Origin of the sequence: Xanthomonas hortorum pv. pelargonii, assembly GCF_024499015.1 — a bacterium.
In the GTDB taxonomy this organism is placed as follows: domain Bacteria; phylum Pseudomonadota; class Gammaproteobacteria; order Xanthomonadales; family Xanthomonadaceae; genus Xanthomonas; species Xanthomonas hortorum_B.
The window spans coordinates 4,021,943-4,038,247 of record NZ_CP098604.1 but is presented as its reverse complement, the minus strand read 5'-3'; the positions used below and the strand labels follow the sequence as shown (position 1 = coordinate 4,038,247).

The window sequence follows — 16,305 nt, the reverse complement described above, 5'->3', positions numbered from 1 at the left end:
CGCCATTATTCTCGGACACGGGCGATCCCCAGCAGGTCATACACGTTTCGCATCAGATCCAACTCTTGGTAGGGCTTGCCCAGATAACGTTGCACACCGATCTCAAAGGCGCGCTGGCGATGCTTCTCGCCACTGCGCGAGGTGATCATCACGATCGGCACCGCCTTGAAGCGCGGGTCGGCACGCATCGCGGTCGCCAACTCGTAGCCGTCCATGCGCGGCATTTCGATATCCAGCAGCATCAGGTCGGGCACGCGCTCTTCGAGCAGCTCCAGCGCCTCGACGCCGTCGCGGGCGGTGGTGACATCCAGGTTGTGGCGCTCCAGCACGCGGCTGGTGACCTTGCGCATGGTCAGCGAATCGTCCACCACCATCACCAACGGCACCTGGCGCTGCGCTTCGGCCGGCGTTTCCAGCGCCGGACGCGCCGGCTGGCTGAGGTAACGACGTACCAGCGGCGCCACGTCCAGAATCACCACCACACGGCCATCGCCGGTGATGGTGGCACCGTAGATACCCGGCACCGAGGCGATCTGCAGACCCACCGGCTTGACCACGATTTCACGGTTGCCCAGCACCTGATCGATCGCCACAGCCGCGCGCAGATCGCCCGCACGCACCAGCAACAACGGCACCTGCGCCTGGCCATCGGCACGCGCAACCGGCTGGCCGACCAGCGAGCCCAGATCGTGCAGCACGTACTCCTCGCCAGCGTAGTGGTAGCCGCCCTCGCCCGATTCGTAACGGCTGCGCGAGATGCGGCCGATACCGCTGACCGAACCCACCGGCACCGCGAAGGTGGTTTCGCCGATCCGCACGAACACCGCCTGGGTGACCGCCAGCGTCTGCGGCAGGCGCAGGGTGAAGGTGACGCCCTGGCCGCGCACCGAGTGGATATCCACCGAGCCGCCGAGCTGACGCACTTCGTTGCGCACCACGTCCATGCCCACGCCACGGCCGGCCAGCTGGCTGACCTGCTCGGAGGTACTGAACCCGGAGGCGAAGATCAGGCCATCGAGTTCGGCCTCGCTGAGCTCCTGGCCCGGTTCGATCAGGCCGCGCTGCTCGCCGCGGCGACGGATCGCCTCGCGGTCCAGCCCGGCGCCGTCGTCGGCCACTTCCAGCACGATTTCCGAGCCTTCGCGGCGCAGACGGATCGCGATGCTGCCCTCTTCCGGCTTGCCCGCCTCGCGCCGTTGTTCCGGCGTTTCCAGGCCATGCGCCACCGAGTTGCGCAGCATGTGTTCCAACGGCGCGACCATACGATCGAGCACGTTGCGATCCAGTTCGCCCTGGGTGCCTTCCAGCACCAGATGCACCTGCTTGCCGGTATCGGTGGCCGCCTGGCGCACCACACGGCGCAGACGCGGCACCAGCCCGTCGAACGGCACCATGCGCGCGCGCATCAGGCCGTCCTGCAGTTCGGAGCTGACGCGCGACTGCTGTTGCAGCAGGCCGTCGTACTGCCGCGAGAGATCTTCCAGCACGCCCTGCAAACCGCCCAAGTCGGCGGCCGATTCGTTCAGCGCGCGGCTGAGCTGCTGCAAGGTGGAGAAGCGGTCCAGTTCCAGCGGATCGAAGGTGCGATCGCCCTGGTCCTGCTCGCGCTGATAACGCGCCACGATCTGCGCTTCGGTTTCCAGATCCAGACGCCGCAACTGGTCGCGCAGACGGGCGTTGGTGCGATCCAGTTCGCCCATGGCGCCGCGGAACGCGCCCATCTGCTGTTCCAGCCGCGAGCGGTAGATCGCCACTTCGCCGGCATGATTGACCAGGCGGTCGAGCAGGTCGGCACGCACGCGCACCTGTTCCTGCTGCGCGCGCGGCATCAGTTCTTCCTCGACCTGGCCCTCGACCGGAATGGGGGCAGACAGCGGTGCCGGTTCCACCGACGCCTTGGCGATCGCACGCACATCGGCGTCGCTGGGCGGGGCGGCGTTGCGGCCACGGGTGCGGGTTTCGAAGGCTTCCACCAGGTCGGTCGGCATCGCCACGGCGCGGTGCATGCCGGTGCGGGTCAACAACTGGTGCAAACGGTCGAAACCACGTTCGAACAGGCGCACGTCATCGCGATCGATGTCGGTGCGGTTGGCCGCCACCGCTTCGAGCAGCGATTCGATCGCATGACCGAGATCGCCGATGGCGTTGATGCCGGCCATGCGCGCGCCGCCCTTGAGCGTATGCAAATCGCGCTGCAGTCCGTTGAGGACATCGCGGTCTTCCGGCACTTCGCGCATGCGGGCGATCAGACCATCGCAATGGTCCAGCAGGTCGCGGCCTTCCTCGACGAAGATGTCGACCAATTCACCATCGAGCTGATCGAAATTGAGCTGGCCGATATCGAAGGCAGCGCCGGCATCGTTGGCGGTGGTGTCGGCCGGTGCGGCTTCTTCCACCGGCGCGCTGAAGGTTGCGGCTGTGGGGTCTTCCTGCTCGCTGGCGTCTGGTTCGCTGGCCGACTCTTCGCTGGCCGGTTCGATGTGCTCGATCTGTTCGGCTTGTTGAGTGTGATCCACGTACTCAGTGAGTTCGACATGATCCGTTGCCACGGTCGTGTCGTGCGTTGCGTGTTCGTCGCTGTGTCGAGCGTCGGCATCGGTGTTGCCGTCCTTGTCGGCATCCGCATCGACATCTGCAGTCGCGTCGGCATGCAGCTCCGGTGCGATCTCGGACTGCGGATCGCCGGTCTCTTCGACCTGATCGGCCACCTGTGCCATCTCGAAAGCCTGCACCGACTCGATGGTGTACTCGGGTAAGGCTTCGGCAGTTTGCTCGACTTCTCCAGCATGTTCTTCGGCAGTTTGCTCGTGCGCCTGTGCGTCCGACAGCACTTGTTCGTTCGAGTGGGCGTGTTCTTCCGAACGCGCCTGATCGTCCGTCTGCGCGTCGGAGTGAACATGCGTTTCAGCTTCCGCATGCTCATACGAAGGCGCGAGCTCTTCCGATTGCACCTGTTCGCCGGGCAGGGCGTGTTGTTCCGAATAGGTCTGCTCGCCCAGCTGCGCGTCGCCCTCCGTAGCCACGGCAGCGTGGTCGTGCGCTGCGGAAACCTGTTCGTCGTGCTCGGTCGATACGCTGTCCAGCGCTGCGGTCTCCGGCGTCCAGTCTTCGGCCGTCGATGCAGGCGTCTCATCGGCCACCGGGGCCTCATCGTGTACCGCTTGCAGCGCTTCGATGGTCTCGACAGGCGTTTCGTCAGCAGACGGCGTGCCGTCGACCAAGTGCGGGCCAGCATCCTGCGCCGGTGCGTCGCCATCGATCTGGGCGTGCTGATCGTGCTGGTCATGCACGGCCGCGCGCTCAGTCAGCGCCTGCTGCTCGCCGTCTGCATGTTCTGCCTCTGCGCGCTCGGCATCTGCATGCTCGGCTTCCGGCGCAACAAGCGTCTGCGCATCACCCAACGCGGCTTCTGCGTCGGCCAACTCGTCCACCGCAACGTGCTCGGTCGCTTCCGGCACATCGCGTGTTTCGTCGTGATGCGCCGTCGTGTCGGCAATCGGGGCGTGCTGCAGTTCGGTCGCATCCCAGGCGTCGGCTTCGACCACCGGCTCATCGGCCGGGGTGTCGTGCGCGTCGGCAGTGTGCGATGCGCTTTCGTCTGCGCGCTCGTGCTGCGCAACATCGCCCTGCAGCGCTTCAACGACCTGCTCCGACTCGGCGGCAGATGCGAACGCATCACCGCTCGCTGCATGCGCGGTCTCGGCCACATCGCCACTCTGCTCTGCCGATGCAACCTGCTGCTCTGCCGACACAACATCGGCGATCTCGTGTGCTTCGCTTGGTGCAGGCGCTTCCAACGCGAGCGCCGAGGTGTCTTCGGCTTCCGCTTCGGCCAGCTCGTCGACCGCGATCGGTGCATCGGCATCGACAGCGGCCTGCGTATCGGCATCCTGCGTCGCCTCATCGGCAACAGGGGTCGGCGCGGCGGTATCAGCCGGATGCGACGACAATGCGCTCGCATCCAGATACTGCGACAGATCCTGCATGCCGGTCAGTTCGACCGCCGTGTCGTTGCTGATTGCCTCGTCGCTCGTCGCGTCGAGATCGTCCAACTCCTCCAGGAACACCTGCGGTGGCCACTGCGCTTCCGGCAGCGTATCCGCCAACGCGCGCAGGCGCTCGGTCAATGGCGCAAACGATGGAATCAGCGGCGCATCGGCGCGCAAAGCAGTGACGGTGGTGGCGATCGCCGCGGCGGTCGCCTTGATGGCATCGATGCCGTCGGCAGATGGCGTCACCGAGGCGGCGAGCAGACGCTTGACGTAACTTTCGGCCGGCGTGGTCACCAGGGTGATTTCCGGCACGTCGGTCATCGCGAACGCGCCACTCATCGTGTGCACGGCGCGCAGCACTTCTTCGCTGACCAGCTGCGGCTCGACCTGCGTGGCCTGCAGCCAGGCGTTGACGGTTTCCAGGTGGGTTGCGACTTCTGCTTCCAGAATTTCGCGCAGCACGCTGTCTACCGACGCGGGTGTGCCGCCGGTTGCGGGCAGCACGCCTGCAAGGGCCGGAATGTCTGGAATGACTGCGACATCGGCAACACCAGCCGTCGCTGGCGTCGCCGGCGCAGGCACGTAGTAGAGTTCTTCGCCGGCGGCAACGCGCTCGGCAACGGCCTGGATTTCAGGCAGATCTGCACTGATGCGGCCCTGGTCGCGCAGCGCCGCATTGAACTGCGGCAACACGTCGTAGGCAAGTTGCACCATCGCCACGACCGCCGGGCTGGCCGGCCGCGAATTGTCGAGCACGCGGTTGAGCATGCTCTCGATCTTCCAGCTGAACTCGCCCAGCACATGCGCGCCGACCAGCCGACCACTGCCCTTCAAGGTGTGGAAGACGCGGCGGATCGGACGCATGGTTTCGGGGCTGTTCGGGGCGGCACGCCACACCGGCAACAGCAGCCCGAGATTGACCAGTTCTTCGTCGAATTCTTCCAGGAACACGTCGCGGATATCGTCATCGATATCGCTGTCGCCGAAGCCGCCAAAAATGCCGGCATCCGCAGTGGCCTGCAAAGGTTCGCTCGACGCTTGCACCGGCGCTGCTTGCGCAGTGTCGGGCTCTGCGTGGGTGTCGGCGGCAGTGTAGGAATTGGTCTTGGCCGTCAACGGCGCCTGCGGACGATTCACGTCGAACTGCGCAGCGGCAGCGTCGAGCTGGGCCAGGAACGCGGCCGATGCGTCGTCCAGTTCGAACTCGCTGACCACCGCCTGCTGCACGCGCGGCGGGCCCGACTCTGCGCTGTCTTCCACCGGCGGAGTCTGCGGCTCGGGCTGGGCGTCGACGAACGGGTTGTCCGGTTCCTGCGGCGGTAGTGGCGGCAACGGCGGCGGCGAAAACGCATCGTCGATGCTGGTCTGCGCGCGGCGGGGGCTGGCCTCGGCCTCGGCGATGAAGTCCAAAGGTACTTCGGTCTGATCCGCATCGCCTGGCAGATCGATCTGCTCGATCTGCAGCGGCGCCTGCTCGGCAACCACCGGCGTTGCGATGTCGTCCTGCTCCAACGCGCTCAGGTCCACCGTGTAACTGACCTGCGCAAGCTCGGCCGGCACCGTGCCGTCCTGCTCGGCCGATACCGGGTCGAACGCGGAGGTGGCGATCGGCGCGGTTTGCTCGGTGGTTTCCAGCTGCCAGTCGCCGGGCGCCTGCGCGCCATCGTCGGACAGGTCCAGCGGCGCGACCGTAAACGGCACGTGCGCCTGACCGGACACGGTTTCTTCGGCAGCGACCGGGTCGAACGAGAACACCGTATCGGTGGCGGCAGCGCCGGTGTCGTGCACCACGCTGGCCGCGAACGGCGCCTCGGTCACGGTTTCGTTGGCCCATTCCAGCGAAGGCGTAGGCGCAATATCGTTGGCGGCCACAACGCCCGGCGCAGCGGCAAGCGGTGCGAACGCGGCGGCAACCGGCTGCGGCTCGACCACGTCGCCCGGCTGGTCGGCACCCACCGGCAATTCGGACGGCTGGCCCGACGGCAGCGGCCAATAGCGCAGCGTTTCCAGGCTGTTGCGGGTGATGTCCAGAATCTCTTCGCGGCCGGGACGGCGCTCGCGCAGGGCTTCCAGGTAGTACTCCAGGCTGGCCATCGCATCGGCCAGCGTGTCCAGCTGACGCCCGCTGGGCACGCGCTGCTTGCCGATCAATTCCAGATCGACGTAACGCCGCACACCTTCCAGATAATCGGCCGCCTGCGGCAATTCGAGAATGCGCAAGGCACCGCCGACTTCGCCGAGCAGATGCGGCACATTGCTCAGACGCGCGTGGTCCCAATTGGTTTCGATGAAGGCGACGAAATGCTCGCGCGCCGCACCGAAATTGGCAATCGCTTCCTGTGCCAGCACGTCCACCGTGCGCCGCACTTCCGCGGAGGTGGCGCCGCTGCTGCCGTCTTCGTTTTCGCTGAAGTCGGCACCCAGACTGGCGACCTGGTCGTCCAGCGAGGCATCCACATAGAGCAGCGCGCCGGCGATATCCAGCAGCACGCCTTCGTCCATCTGCACATGGCCATCGACCACGCGTGCCAGCGCATCGCGCTGCTGCACGACCACGTTGCGCGCCACGCCCAGGCCCATCATGCCCAGGGTGTCGGCAACGCTGCCGAGATCCTTGACCTGGGTCTGCAGCTCGGCAATGTCGCCGCCGGTCCGCAGGTGAAGATCCAGCGCGTCCTTGACGCGCAGCAATTCTTCCTTGACCGCGTTGCCGACAGTGTCGAGCAACTCGCGATTGCGCCCGCTCAGGCTGCCGCGCGCGTGATCCAGTTCGGCTTCGGTGGCGACACCGGCCTGCGGATCGAACGCGAACAGCACGCTCTCGTTGAGGCCCGGTTGACCACGCGTGGCACGGATTTCATTGAGCAACGGCAGCAGCACGATCGGAATATCGCGATGGCCGTTCTGCAGACGCTCCAGATAATCGGGCAGCAACACGGTGCCGCGCATCAGCATGGCGCAGGCTTCGTCGCGGTCGGCCACCTCGCCCACCTGCACGGCCTGGGCCAGCAGCTCGAGCTCCTCGGCCACCATGGCCGGGGCGTACAACTCCACCATGCGCAGCGTGCCCTGCACTTGGTGCAGATAGCCGGCGCAGAAGCGCATCCGACTGGTGTCGGATGGTTCTTCGGCAAAATACTCGATCTCGTTGCGCGCCTGGCGCAACGTCTCGTCCAACTCCGGCTTGACCCAGCCCAGCGCGGCGTGACTCATCGCATCGCGAAGCGCACTCATTGCAGCCCCCTGCCTACGACCGACGCACCGCTCACGCGGCGACCGGTCTGTTCCTGCATCGACGTAACGCGACTACGCGCCATCTGCTGTGATCCTTTCCCGTTGCGCGTCGTGGTCACGCCGGCAGCTTGAAGTCGGCGACCGAACGGCGCAGATCGGCAGCGAGCTCGGCCAGGTTGCCGATCGATTTGGCTGTCTTCTCCGCACCCTGCGATGTCTGGCTGGTGATCTGACGGATCACGCCCATGGTCTGTGTGATATCCGTCGCTGCAGCCGACTGCTGGTGCGCGGCGATGGAGATGTTCTTGATCAAATTATTCAGCGCGTTGGACACGCGCTCGATTTCGGTCAGCGCGGTACCGGCGTCTTCGGCCAGGCGTGCACCGGACACCACTTCGGAGGTGGTCTGCTCCATCGAGCTGACCGCTTCGTTGGTATCGGCCTGAATGGTCTGCACCAGGCCTTCGATCCGCCGGGTCGCGCCGGAGGTACGTTCTGCCAGGCGCTGCACTTCGTCGGCCACCACCGCGAAACCGCGACCGGCCTCACCCGCCGAGGCCGCCTGCACCGCGGCGTTGAGCGCCAGGATGTTGGTCTGCTCGGAAATGTCGTTGATCAGTTCCACGATCGAGCCGATCTCCTGCGAGGATTCGCCCAGCCGTTTGATGCGCTTGGAGGTTTCCTGGATCTGGTCGCGGATCTGGTCCATGCCCTGAATCGTCTCGCGCACCACGCCGGCACCTTCGGCGGCGATCACCACCGAGCGCTGCGCCACTTCGGCCGACTCGGTGGAGTTGCGCGAGACCTGTTCGATGCTGGCGGCGATTTCGCTGATGCGCTCGGACGCAGTGGTGATCTGGTTGGCCTGCTGGCCGGCTGCGTCGGCCAGCTGCATCGCCGTGGCCTGGGTTTCCTGAGTCGACACGGCCACTTTCGCCGAGGTGTCGTTGATCGTGGTCACCAGGTGGCGCAGTTCGTCCACGGCGTAGTTGATGGCGTCTGCGATCGCGCCGGTCATGTCCTCGGTCACCGAGGCCTTGACGGTCAGGTCGCCCTCACCGAGCGAGCTGATTTCGTCCAGCAGCCGCATGATCGCCTGCTGGTTGCGGCTGTTGAATTCCACCTGCGCCTGGTAGCGCACGTCCTGCTCGCGCGAGCGCACCCGCACCGAGCTCCAGACGAAACCGATGATCGCCAGCAGCGCCACCAGGCCGGAGACCACGCCCAGCCAGAAATTCGGGAACAGGCGCGTGTCGCGCACCGAACCGAACGCCGAAAACGCGTCGAACAGCTTCTTGCTGTCGTCGAGCATCTTGTTCGAACCGACGGTCAGCGCGGCAGCGGAGGACTGCGCGGCGAACAGATTGCGCGAGGTGGCCAGGATAGCGTCGATGTCCTTCTTCATCGTCGTCCACTGCGCCTGCGACTGCTCCAGCGCCGACAGTGCGGCCGGGTTGCGCACTGCCGCGATACCCAGTTCGTCGTTGCCGGTGCGCAGGCCTTCGAGCATCTGCGTGAACACCACCGAGTCGCGGGCCAGCGCATCGCCGGAGGCCGCCGCATTGGCGCCACCGGCGCGCATTTCGGTGACCCGGCGCGCCATGGTGCCGGCGACCACCACCTGTTGCAGCGTGTTGTAGATCTGCGAGGCCGGCGCGCCGCTGACTGTCATCGCGCGCACCACTTCGTTCAACTGCGCCTGCAACTGCGGCACGCTGCCGGAGAAGCGCTCGGCGTTGCCGGCCAGGCCGAGCACCGCCGGTTCGCTGGCGATGATCTGATCGGCATTCTTGCTCAGCGGCACCCAGGTCGCCTTGAGCTGCGCCATCGCACTGGCCACCGAGCCTTCCTGGCCGTAACGGCCATCCAGTTCGCTGACCGTGCTATCGATGCGGCTCTTGGTCTCCTTGAACGTGGCAAATGCCTTCGCATCACCGGACACCGCTTCGCGGCCCTGGTTGGCCAGCTGCTGCGACAACACCTGCAGATCGGCCGCGCCGGTGCCGGCGCCGGCAAGGCGACTGCCCTGCCAGGTGGCCACGCCGGTGTTGGCGCCAAACACGATCATCGACAACACCAGCAAGCCAAGCCAGAAGCTGGTGCTGACGCTGCCGAGCTTGTTGGTCTTGCGGGCGTCCGGGGCGGTACTCATGGTTCGACCTCGATCTGTATGACGTGGCGGGGTCGCGGCTTAGGCCGCGGCCTGCCGGAATTCAGGAGTGCGCGACAGCAACGCCAGGGAGAACACACCCCAGTCCTGCGTCTCGTTGCGAAAGGCACGTTCAATGAAATGGGCGTAGCGGCCTTGCGCCAACTCGCCGGGTTCGACCGCCTGGACCTGCTCGAAGCTGCGCTGGCCGTACAACTCATCGATGGTCAGTGCGACGTCGCCGCCGCTCTGGCGCATGATCAGCACACGCTGGCCTTCCTGCAGCACCGTGCGCCGGCCCTCCAGGAACTGCTTCAGATCGATCACCGGAAACAGATTGCCGCGCAGGTTGCCCACGCCCAGCAGCCAGGGCTGTGCGCCCGGCACCGGGGTGACCGGCGGCATCGGCACGATTTCCGCCACTTCGCGGAAATCCGAGACCAGGCGTCGGGTGCCGACGCGATACCCGACGCCGCGCCAGATATCGGCCGAGAACTGGCGTTCCGGCAGCGCCGTGGCGTGCGCAAGACTACGACGCTCGTAGTCTTCAAGAATGTCGAATGGAGAACGCATCAACGCACCAGTTGTTTGATGCGGGCGATCAGATCGTCTTCGCGCGGCGGCTTGACGATGTAGTCGCTGGCACCTTGTCGCAAACCCCAGGCCTTGTCGGTTTCCATGCCCTTGGTGCTGACCAGCAGCACGGGGATGTCCTTGGTGGCCTGGTCGCGTGCAAGTGCACGCGTTGCCTGGAAGCCGCTCATGCCGGGCAGCACCACATCCATCAACACCAGATCGGGCGCCTGGCTGCGAATCAGCTCAAGTCCCGCTTCGGCGTTGTCGGTGGCGACGACGGTATGGCCTGCTTTTTCCAGCCATTGACTGAAGACTGCCCGGTCGGTGGGCGAGTCCTCGATCAATATAATTCGAGCCATGTTGCCTTTCCCCCTGGTCAGGCGTGGACGTACGTGCGAATCGCGCTCAGTAGTTCTTCACGGGTGAATGGCTTGGTCAGATATTGCTCGGAGCCGACGATGCGGCCGCGCGCCTTGTCGAACAGGCCATCCTTGGACGACAACATGATCACCGGCGTCGACTTGAAGAGCTGGTTGCCCTTGATCAACGCGCACGTCTGGTACCCATCCAGGCGCGGCATCATGATGTCGACAAAAATGATCTGAGGTTGCTGGTCTGCAATTTTGGCCAGTGCCTCGAAACCATCCGTTGCTGTCACTACTTCACACCCTTCTCGCTTGAGCAGCGTTTCGGCGGTGCGGCGAATAGTCTTCGAATCGTCGATGACCATCACCTTCAGTCCTGCGAGTTCCCCACCCGCAGCAATGTGTTCACTCATGCAAATATCCCCGGACGTGCAACGCTTCTTCCTTTCCGTCGTCGCTACGAAACTGCATGTATATCCCAAGACCCGCATTGACTGTCAAGGGCGCATTGCCGGGGCCCCGCCAGGCGGACGTTCCGACCGCGTCTGGGTGCGTCAAGACCGGCTAGTCGCGCACTACGACCCGCCAGGCGCGCCATCGCCCACCGCTTGAAGTTACCATCGGCAGTCTGTTCGAAAGGTTTAGTCCCATGTCGCTCGACGTCGTTGTGGTGATGGATCCCATCGCCTCCATCAAAATCGCCAAAGACACTACCTTCGCCATGTTGCTGGAAGCGCAGCGCCGTGGCCACCGTTTGCAGTATGTGCGCCCCGGCGGACTCAGCCTGCGCGACGGACGCGCGGTGGCGCAGGTCGCGCCCTTGAGCGTGCGCGAAGACACCGCCAGCTGGTTCACGCTGGGCGAATTCGCCGAGCTGGAATTCGGTCCCGGCCAGGTGGTGCTGATGCGCAAGGACCCGCCGGTGGATGCGGAGTTCATCTACGACACCCAGGTGCTGAGCGTCGCCCAGCGCGCCGGCGCGCAGGTGGTCAACGACCCGCAGGGGCTGCGCGATTACAACGAGAAGCTGGCTGCGTTGCTGTTTCCGCAATGCTGCCCGCCGACACTGGTCAGCCGCGATGCAGCGGCGTTGAAGGCCTTCGTGCTGGAACATGGGCAAGCCGTGCTCAAGCCGCTGGACGGCATGGGCGGGCGCTCGATCTTCCGCAGCGGCACCGGCGACCCCAACCTCAACGTGATCCTGGAGACGTTGACCGACGGCAACCGCAATCTGACCCTGGCGCAGCGCTTCATCCCCGACATCACCGCCGGCGACAAGCGCATCCTGCTGGTGGATGGCGTGCCGGTGGACTACTGCCTGGCGCGGATTCCGCAAGGCGACGAATTCCGCGGCAACCTGGCCGCCGGCGGGCGTGGCGAAGGCCGGCCGCTGTCCGAGCGCGACCGCTGGATCGCCGCGCAGGTTGGCCCGGAAATGCGCCGCCGCGGCATGCGCTTCGTCGGCCTGGATGTGATCGGCGATTACCTGACCGAGGTCAACGTCACCAGCCCCACCTGCGTGCGCGAGCTGGATGCGCAGTTCGGTTTGAACATCGCCGGGCTGCTGTTCGACGCGATCGAGGCCGGCGCTGTGCAATGAGCGCGGCTGCGGCACTGCCGGCCCCCATGGACGAGCGCCGGCGGCTGACCACGACGCTGGTGATCTCGTTGTTGCTGCACGGGGTGCTGATCCTGGGCGTGGGCTTTGCGGTCAGCGAAGACGCGCCGCTGGTGCCGACGCTGGATGTGATCTTCAGCCAGACCAGCACCCCGCTCACGCCCAAGCAGGCCGATTTCCTGGCCCAGGCCAATCAGCAGGGCGGCGGCAATCACGCCACCGCGCAGCGCCCGCGCGACAGCCAGCCCGGCGTGGTGCCGCAGGACCGCAGCGGACTGGCAGCGCAGGCGCAGCGTGCCACCATGGTGCAGGCGCCCGAACCGACGCAGACGCGCGTGGTCGCCAGTCGCCGCGGCGAGCAGACCGTGCCGACCCCGCAACCGAATCCGCAGACCGACCCGCTCACCCCGGCCGATGCGCAACGCGTGCAGCGCGACGCGGAAATGGCCCGGCTCGCGGCAGAGGTGCATCTGCGCTCGGAGCAATACGCCAAGCGCCCCAATCGCAAGTTCGTCTCGGCCAGTACGCGCGAATATGCGTACGCCAACTATCTGCGTACGTGGGTGGACCGCGCCGAGCGCGTCGGCAATCTCAATTACCCGGATGAAGCGCGCCGGCGCCGACTCGGCGGCAAGGTGGTCATCAGCGTGGGCGTACGCCGCGACGGCAGCGTGGAAAGCAGCCGCGTGCTGATCTCCAGCGGCACCCCGGCGCTGGATGCCGCGGCGCTGCGCGTGGTGCAGCTGGCGCAGCCGTTCCCGCCGCTACCCAGCACCAAGGACGATGTGGATATCCTGCAGGTCACGCGCACATGGTTGTTTTTGCCCGGCGGCGAGCTGCACGATGATCGCTGAGGTGTGGTGGGTTGAGGTGTGGTGGGTTTGATCGATGATGCGACCAAATATGTCGCCATCTTTTGCCAACTGCTCGCGACGGTTTTTCAGCCACCTTAAGACCGTGAGATCTTGGCTGTGTTGGGAGGAGCAGAAGCAGAGCTGCCGATCTGCCACTTGGCTGCAAGGCCCTTGCCCGCCCACCATCGCGGGACACGCCGCAAGTACATCCATGTAGGCTCTTACGCGGCATCCATGCCGCGTAAGGTCCCGCGACGGTAGGCGGGCAAGGACCAGTCGAGATGGTCGGTATGCATGGCTTTCGACAGAGCAACCAGCAACCTGTCTGGTGCGGTGTCCTCACCGATTGCGGGACCGTGTGGCGGCATGGATGCCGCCACCGAGCCTACATGGACGTACTTGCGGCGTGTCCCGCGGGCGGTGAGGGCACCGCACGCTCGACCGACTCAGCTTTTGACTCCATCCAAACGCCGCTAAGACTCGAAATCTCGATTGCCTTGGAATCGTTGGACAGTTGTTTGCAACTTTCCATATCCGCAACCTTGCCGCCATCAATACCGGGTTCGAAAGGTGTTGTTAGCCGCTCTTGGCGCCGGCGGCCTTTGCAGCGCGTGCGGCCTGCTGCTCGACCAGGGTCAGCGCAACGTTGTCGCGCAGATAGGCTGGTTCGACCCGCTCCGGTGCCACGCCTTCGCCGCGCAACAGCGCCGGCACGGCGAGCGTGAGCAGATCGGCGGCGTGCGGGAGCGCGGTTGCATCGACGCTGGTCAGCTGCGTTGCGAATCGCTGTTGCAGCAGTGCATCGGCAGCGGCGAATCCGGTGCCCACACCGACAAAACGTTGAAGCGTATTCGGCAGAACCAAGGCGTCCGGTGCACAGACCACTTCCGGCGCCAGTTCCAGCAGCGTGTCGCCGCGGCGCTCGAACACGCCGGCATACACCTCGCCCATGCGCGCATCGATGCAGGCCAGTACCTGCGTCGCATCGGCGGGTGCGCGCAAGGCCAATACTTGCAGCGTAGAGACGGCCAGCACCGGTACATCAAGGCCCAGGGCGATGCCTTGCGCGATGCCGATCGCCAGCCGCACGCCGGTGAAGGCGCCGGGGCCACGGCCGACCGCAATCGCATCCAGCTGGCGGCGCGCAATACCCGCGTCGGCCAGCAGTTGCTCGGCCCACGGCAGCGCCAGCTCGGCATGGCGGCGCGGCGCCAGTTCGAAGCGCTCGAGCACGCGGCCATCCACATGCAGCGCGACGGAACAGGCTTCGGTGGAGGTCTCGAACGCGAGGACTTTCGCGACAGGACCGCAGGCAGGAAGGGAAATATCACGCGTCGCCGAACGGCAACGCGAGCACGCCATTGTCGCCCACCGGCTCGGCGACGCCAAAAAACGCGCGCACATCGCCGATCTCGCGGGTGCGCGCAAACGGCGGCAGCGAGCTCATGAAGGTGCGGCCGTAGCCCTTGTTCAACAGCCGCGGGTCGCACAGCACCAGCACGCCGCGATCGGTCTCGCTGCGGATCAGCCGGCCCACGCCCTGTTTCAGCGCGATCACCGCCTGCGGCAATTGCTCGTCGCGGAACGGGTTGCCGCCCTCGCGGCGGATCGCATCCAGGCGCGCTTCGAAGACCGGGTCGTCGGGCGCGGCAAACGGCAGCTTGTCGATCACCACCACGCTCAAGGCATCGCCGACCACATCCACGCCCTCGCGGAAGCTGGCCGACCCCAGCAGCACGCCGTTGCCGGAAGTGCGGAAACGCTGCAGTAACGTGGCGCGTGGCGCTTCGCCTTGCACGAACAAGGGCCACGGCGCACCGCGCAATGCTTCGGCGGCTTCGCGCAGCGCGCGGTGCGAGGCGAACAACAGGAATGCGCGGCCATTGGAGGCTTCCAGCACCGGCGTCAGCGCGGCGATCAGCGCCGTGCCGAATCCACGTGCGGCCGGATCGGGCAGATGCGGCGGCAGATAGCACAGCGCCTGGCGCGCCCAATCGAAGGGACTCGGTTGCAGCAAGGTCACCGGATCGCTCAAGCCCAGGCGCTGCGCAATGTGGTCGAACTCGCCGCCCACCGCCAACGTGGCCGAGGTGAACACCCAGGCCGCGTGCGATTTTTCGCGGTGTTCGCGCAGCGGGCCGGAGACATCCAGCGGCGTGCGTTGGCAGCGGAAACCGCGCGGGCTCAACTCGTACCACAGCACATCGTTGTCGACGGTGTCCGGCAATTCCTGCGCAAAATCCAGTACCGGCGCGTCTTCGCCCAGCCACCGCGACAGCCGCGCGAGCGCTTCCTGCGCGCGTGCAGAGCAGCCGTCGAAACCGGGCGATGCCTCGCGCAACGGCAGCAAGGACTCGCCCAACCGCGCCAGCGACGACAGCACCGCATCGAAGCCCTCGCGCACCTGCGGCTTGGCCAGCGCGCGCCATTGCGTGCCGCGTGGCGGCAGGCCTTCCATGCCTGAGCGCAGGCCGCGCAACGCTTCGTCCAAGGCGAGAATCGGTTCCTGCAGGCTGGCCTGCGCGCCGGCCACCAGCCGCGCTTCGACCATGCAATCGCGGGCCAGCTCCTGCCAGGGCCGCATGCCGAAACTTTCGCCAAAGAAGTTCGCCGCCAGTTCCGGCAGCTGATGCGCTTCGTCGATGACGAAGGCCTGCGCGCCGGGCAGGATCTCGCCGAAGCCTTCCTGCTTGAGCGCCAGATCGGCCAGCAGCAGATGATGATTAACCACCACCAGGTCGGCCGCCTGCGCGCGCTGACGCGCCTGCACCACAAAACACTCGCTGTAAAACGGGCATTCGGTGCCCAGGCAGTTGTCGACCGTGGAAGTCACCAGCGGCAGCAGTGGCGAGTCGTCCGGCAGGGCTTCCATCTCGGCCATGTCGCCGAACTGGGTACGCCCGCTCCAGGCAACGATGCGATGGAACTGCGAGACCTGTTCGAGCGTAGAAAAGCGCGGTTCGCCGCGCGCCTGCTGGGTGCGGTACTTGCACAGATAGTTGGCGCGCCCTTTCAGCAGCGCGCTGCGCAGGCCGATGCCCAACGCCGCGCGTACGCGCGGCAGATCGCGATGGAACAACTGGTCCTGCAGCGCACGGGTGCCGGTCGAGATGATGGTCTTGAGCCCGGACAGCAGCACCGGCACCAGATAGGCGTAGGTCTTGCCGGTCCCGGTGCCGGCCTCGGCCAACAGCACATCGCGCTGCTCGAACGCCTCGGCGATGGCGCCGGTCAGGCGCAACTGCGCGGCACGCGGCGCAAACGCGTCGAGCTGACGCGCAAGCGCCCCGCCCTGGCTGAGCGCCTCGATGCTGGCAGTGGCAAGTTGGGACATGAGACCGAACAGAGACGGGATACAGAAGCGCGACAGCCTAGCGCGTGTGCAGTGATGCTGCCGGAGTTGCGCTTTATGGATTGCGGACTAGCGCCATTGCGCCAGCAACAGCCACCTCCCGTGCCCGCATCACCTCAGACGGCCTGCATAACGCAGCGAGCAGCACTCACATCGGCAGGGGAT

At 65.9% G+C, this 16,305-nt stretch carries 9 protein-coding genes; 2 read left to right on the top strand and 7 right to left on the bottom strand.

The features are described 5' to 3' along the window. Positions 1-5: 5 nt before the first annotated feature. The 5 genes from NDY25_RS17370 to pilG form a co-directional block, all read right to left on the bottom strand. Positions 6-7,226 (bottom strand): Hpt domain-containing protein, encoded by a 7,221-nt coding sequence (locus tag NDY25_RS17370; RefSeq protein WP_256627594.1) that lies wholly within the window; start codon positions 7,224-7,226, stop codon positions 6-8. A gap of 115 nt (positions 7,227-7,341) precedes the next feature. After that, positions 7,342-9,378: a methyl-accepting chemotaxis protein gene (locus NDY25_RS17365; RefSeq protein WP_023904775.1), complete on the bottom strand. Its 2,037-nt coding sequence runs from the start codon at positions 9,376-9,378 to the stop codon at positions 7,342-7,344. 39 nt (positions 9,379-9,417) lie between these two features. Beyond that, positions 9,418-9,948, bottom strand: coding sequence for a chemotaxis protein CheW (locus NDY25_RS17360; RefSeq protein ID WP_006450736.1), 531 nt, complete (start codon positions 9,946-9,948; stop codon positions 9,418-9,420). Continuing rightward, positions 9,948-10,310, bottom strand: coding sequence for a response regulator (locus NDY25_RS17355; protein ID WP_006450735.1), 363 nt, complete (start codon positions 10,308-10,310; stop codon positions 9,948-9,950). Before NDY25_RS17355 ends, NDY25_RS17360 begins: the two co-directional genes overlap by 1 nt. Before the next feature lie 17 nt (positions 10,311-10,327). Beyond that, positions 10,328-10,729, bottom strand: coding sequence for a twitching motility response regulator PilG (gene pilG / locus NDY25_RS17350; protein ID WP_023904776.1), 402 nt, complete (start codon positions 10,727-10,729; stop codon positions 10,328-10,330). Between the two features lie 236 nt (positions 10,730-10,965). Between pilG and gshB the strand changes: the two genes are divergently transcribed. Together gshB and NDY25_RS17340 are read left to right on the top strand one after the other, a co-directional pair. Further along, positions 10,966-11,916 carry a glutathione synthase gene (gene gshB / locus NDY25_RS17345; protein WP_168958161.1) on the top strand — a complete coding sequence of 317 codons (951 nt, stop codon included), beginning with the start codon at positions 10,966-10,968 and terminating at the stop codon, positions 11,914-11,916. Then, positions 11,913-12,788: an energy transducer TonB gene (locus tag NDY25_RS17340; protein ID WP_168958160.1), complete on the top strand. Its 876-nt coding sequence runs from the start codon at positions 11,913-11,915 to the stop codon at positions 12,786-12,788. Before gshB ends, NDY25_RS17340 begins: the two co-directional genes overlap by 4 nt. A 576-nt stretch (positions 12,789-13,364) precedes the next feature. On the opposite strand, the gene tsaB is transcribed toward NDY25_RS17340, so the two are convergent. Both tsaB and yoaA read right to left on the bottom strand, forming a co-directional pair. After that, positions 13,365-14,192, bottom strand: coding sequence for a tRNA (adenosine(37)-N6)-threonylcarbamoyltransferase complex dimerization subunit type 1 TsaB (tsaB, locus tag NDY25_RS17335; protein ID WP_256627593.1), 828 nt, complete (start codon positions 14,190-14,192; stop codon positions 13,365-13,367). Beyond that, positions 14,116-16,122, bottom strand: a complete 2,007-nt coding sequence (gene yoaA, locus NDY25_RS17330) for a DNA repair helicase YoaA (protein WP_168958158.1) — start codon at positions 16,120-16,122, stop codon at positions 14,116-14,118. Before yoaA ends, tsaB begins: the two co-directional genes overlap by 77 nt. Positions 16,123-16,305: the final 183 nt, after the last annotated feature.

Bases quoted from the DNA above. Each gene is read 5' to 3' on its own strand.
- NDY25_RS17370 (WP_256627594.1), bottom strand. From the start codon at position 7,226: ATGAGTGCGCTTCGCGATGCGATGAGTCACGCCGCGCTGGGCTGGGTC.
- NDY25_RS17365 (WP_023904775.1), bottom strand. From the start codon at position 9,378: ATGAGTACCGCCCCGGACGCCCGCAAGACCAACAAGCTCGGCAGCGTC.
- NDY25_RS17360 (WP_006450736.1), bottom strand. From the start codon at position 9,948: ATGCGTTCTCCATTCGACATTCTTGAAGACTACGAGCGTCGTAGTCTT.
- NDY25_RS17355 (WP_006450735.1), bottom strand. From the start codon at position 10,310: ATGGCTCGAATTATATTGATCGAGGACTCGCCCACCGACCGGGCAGTC.
- pilG (WP_023904776.1), bottom strand. From the start codon at position 10,729: ATGAGTGAACACATTGCTGCGGGTGGGGAACTCGCAGGACTGAAGGTG.
- gshB (WP_168958161.1), top strand. From the start codon at position 10,966: ATGTCGCTCGACGTCGTTGTGGTGATGGATCCCATCGCCTCCATCAAA.
- NDY25_RS17340 (WP_168958160.1), top strand. From the start codon at position 11,913: ATGAGCGCGGCTGCGGCACTGCCGGCCCCCATGGACGAGCGCCGGCGG.
- tsaB (WP_256627593.1), bottom strand. From the start codon at position 14,192: ATGTGCGCGCGTTTTTTGGCGTCGCCGAGCCGGTGGGCGACAATGGCG.
- yoaA (WP_168958158.1), bottom strand. From the start codon at position 16,122: ATGTCCCAACTTGCCACTGCCAGCATCGAGGCGCTCAGCCAGGGCGGG.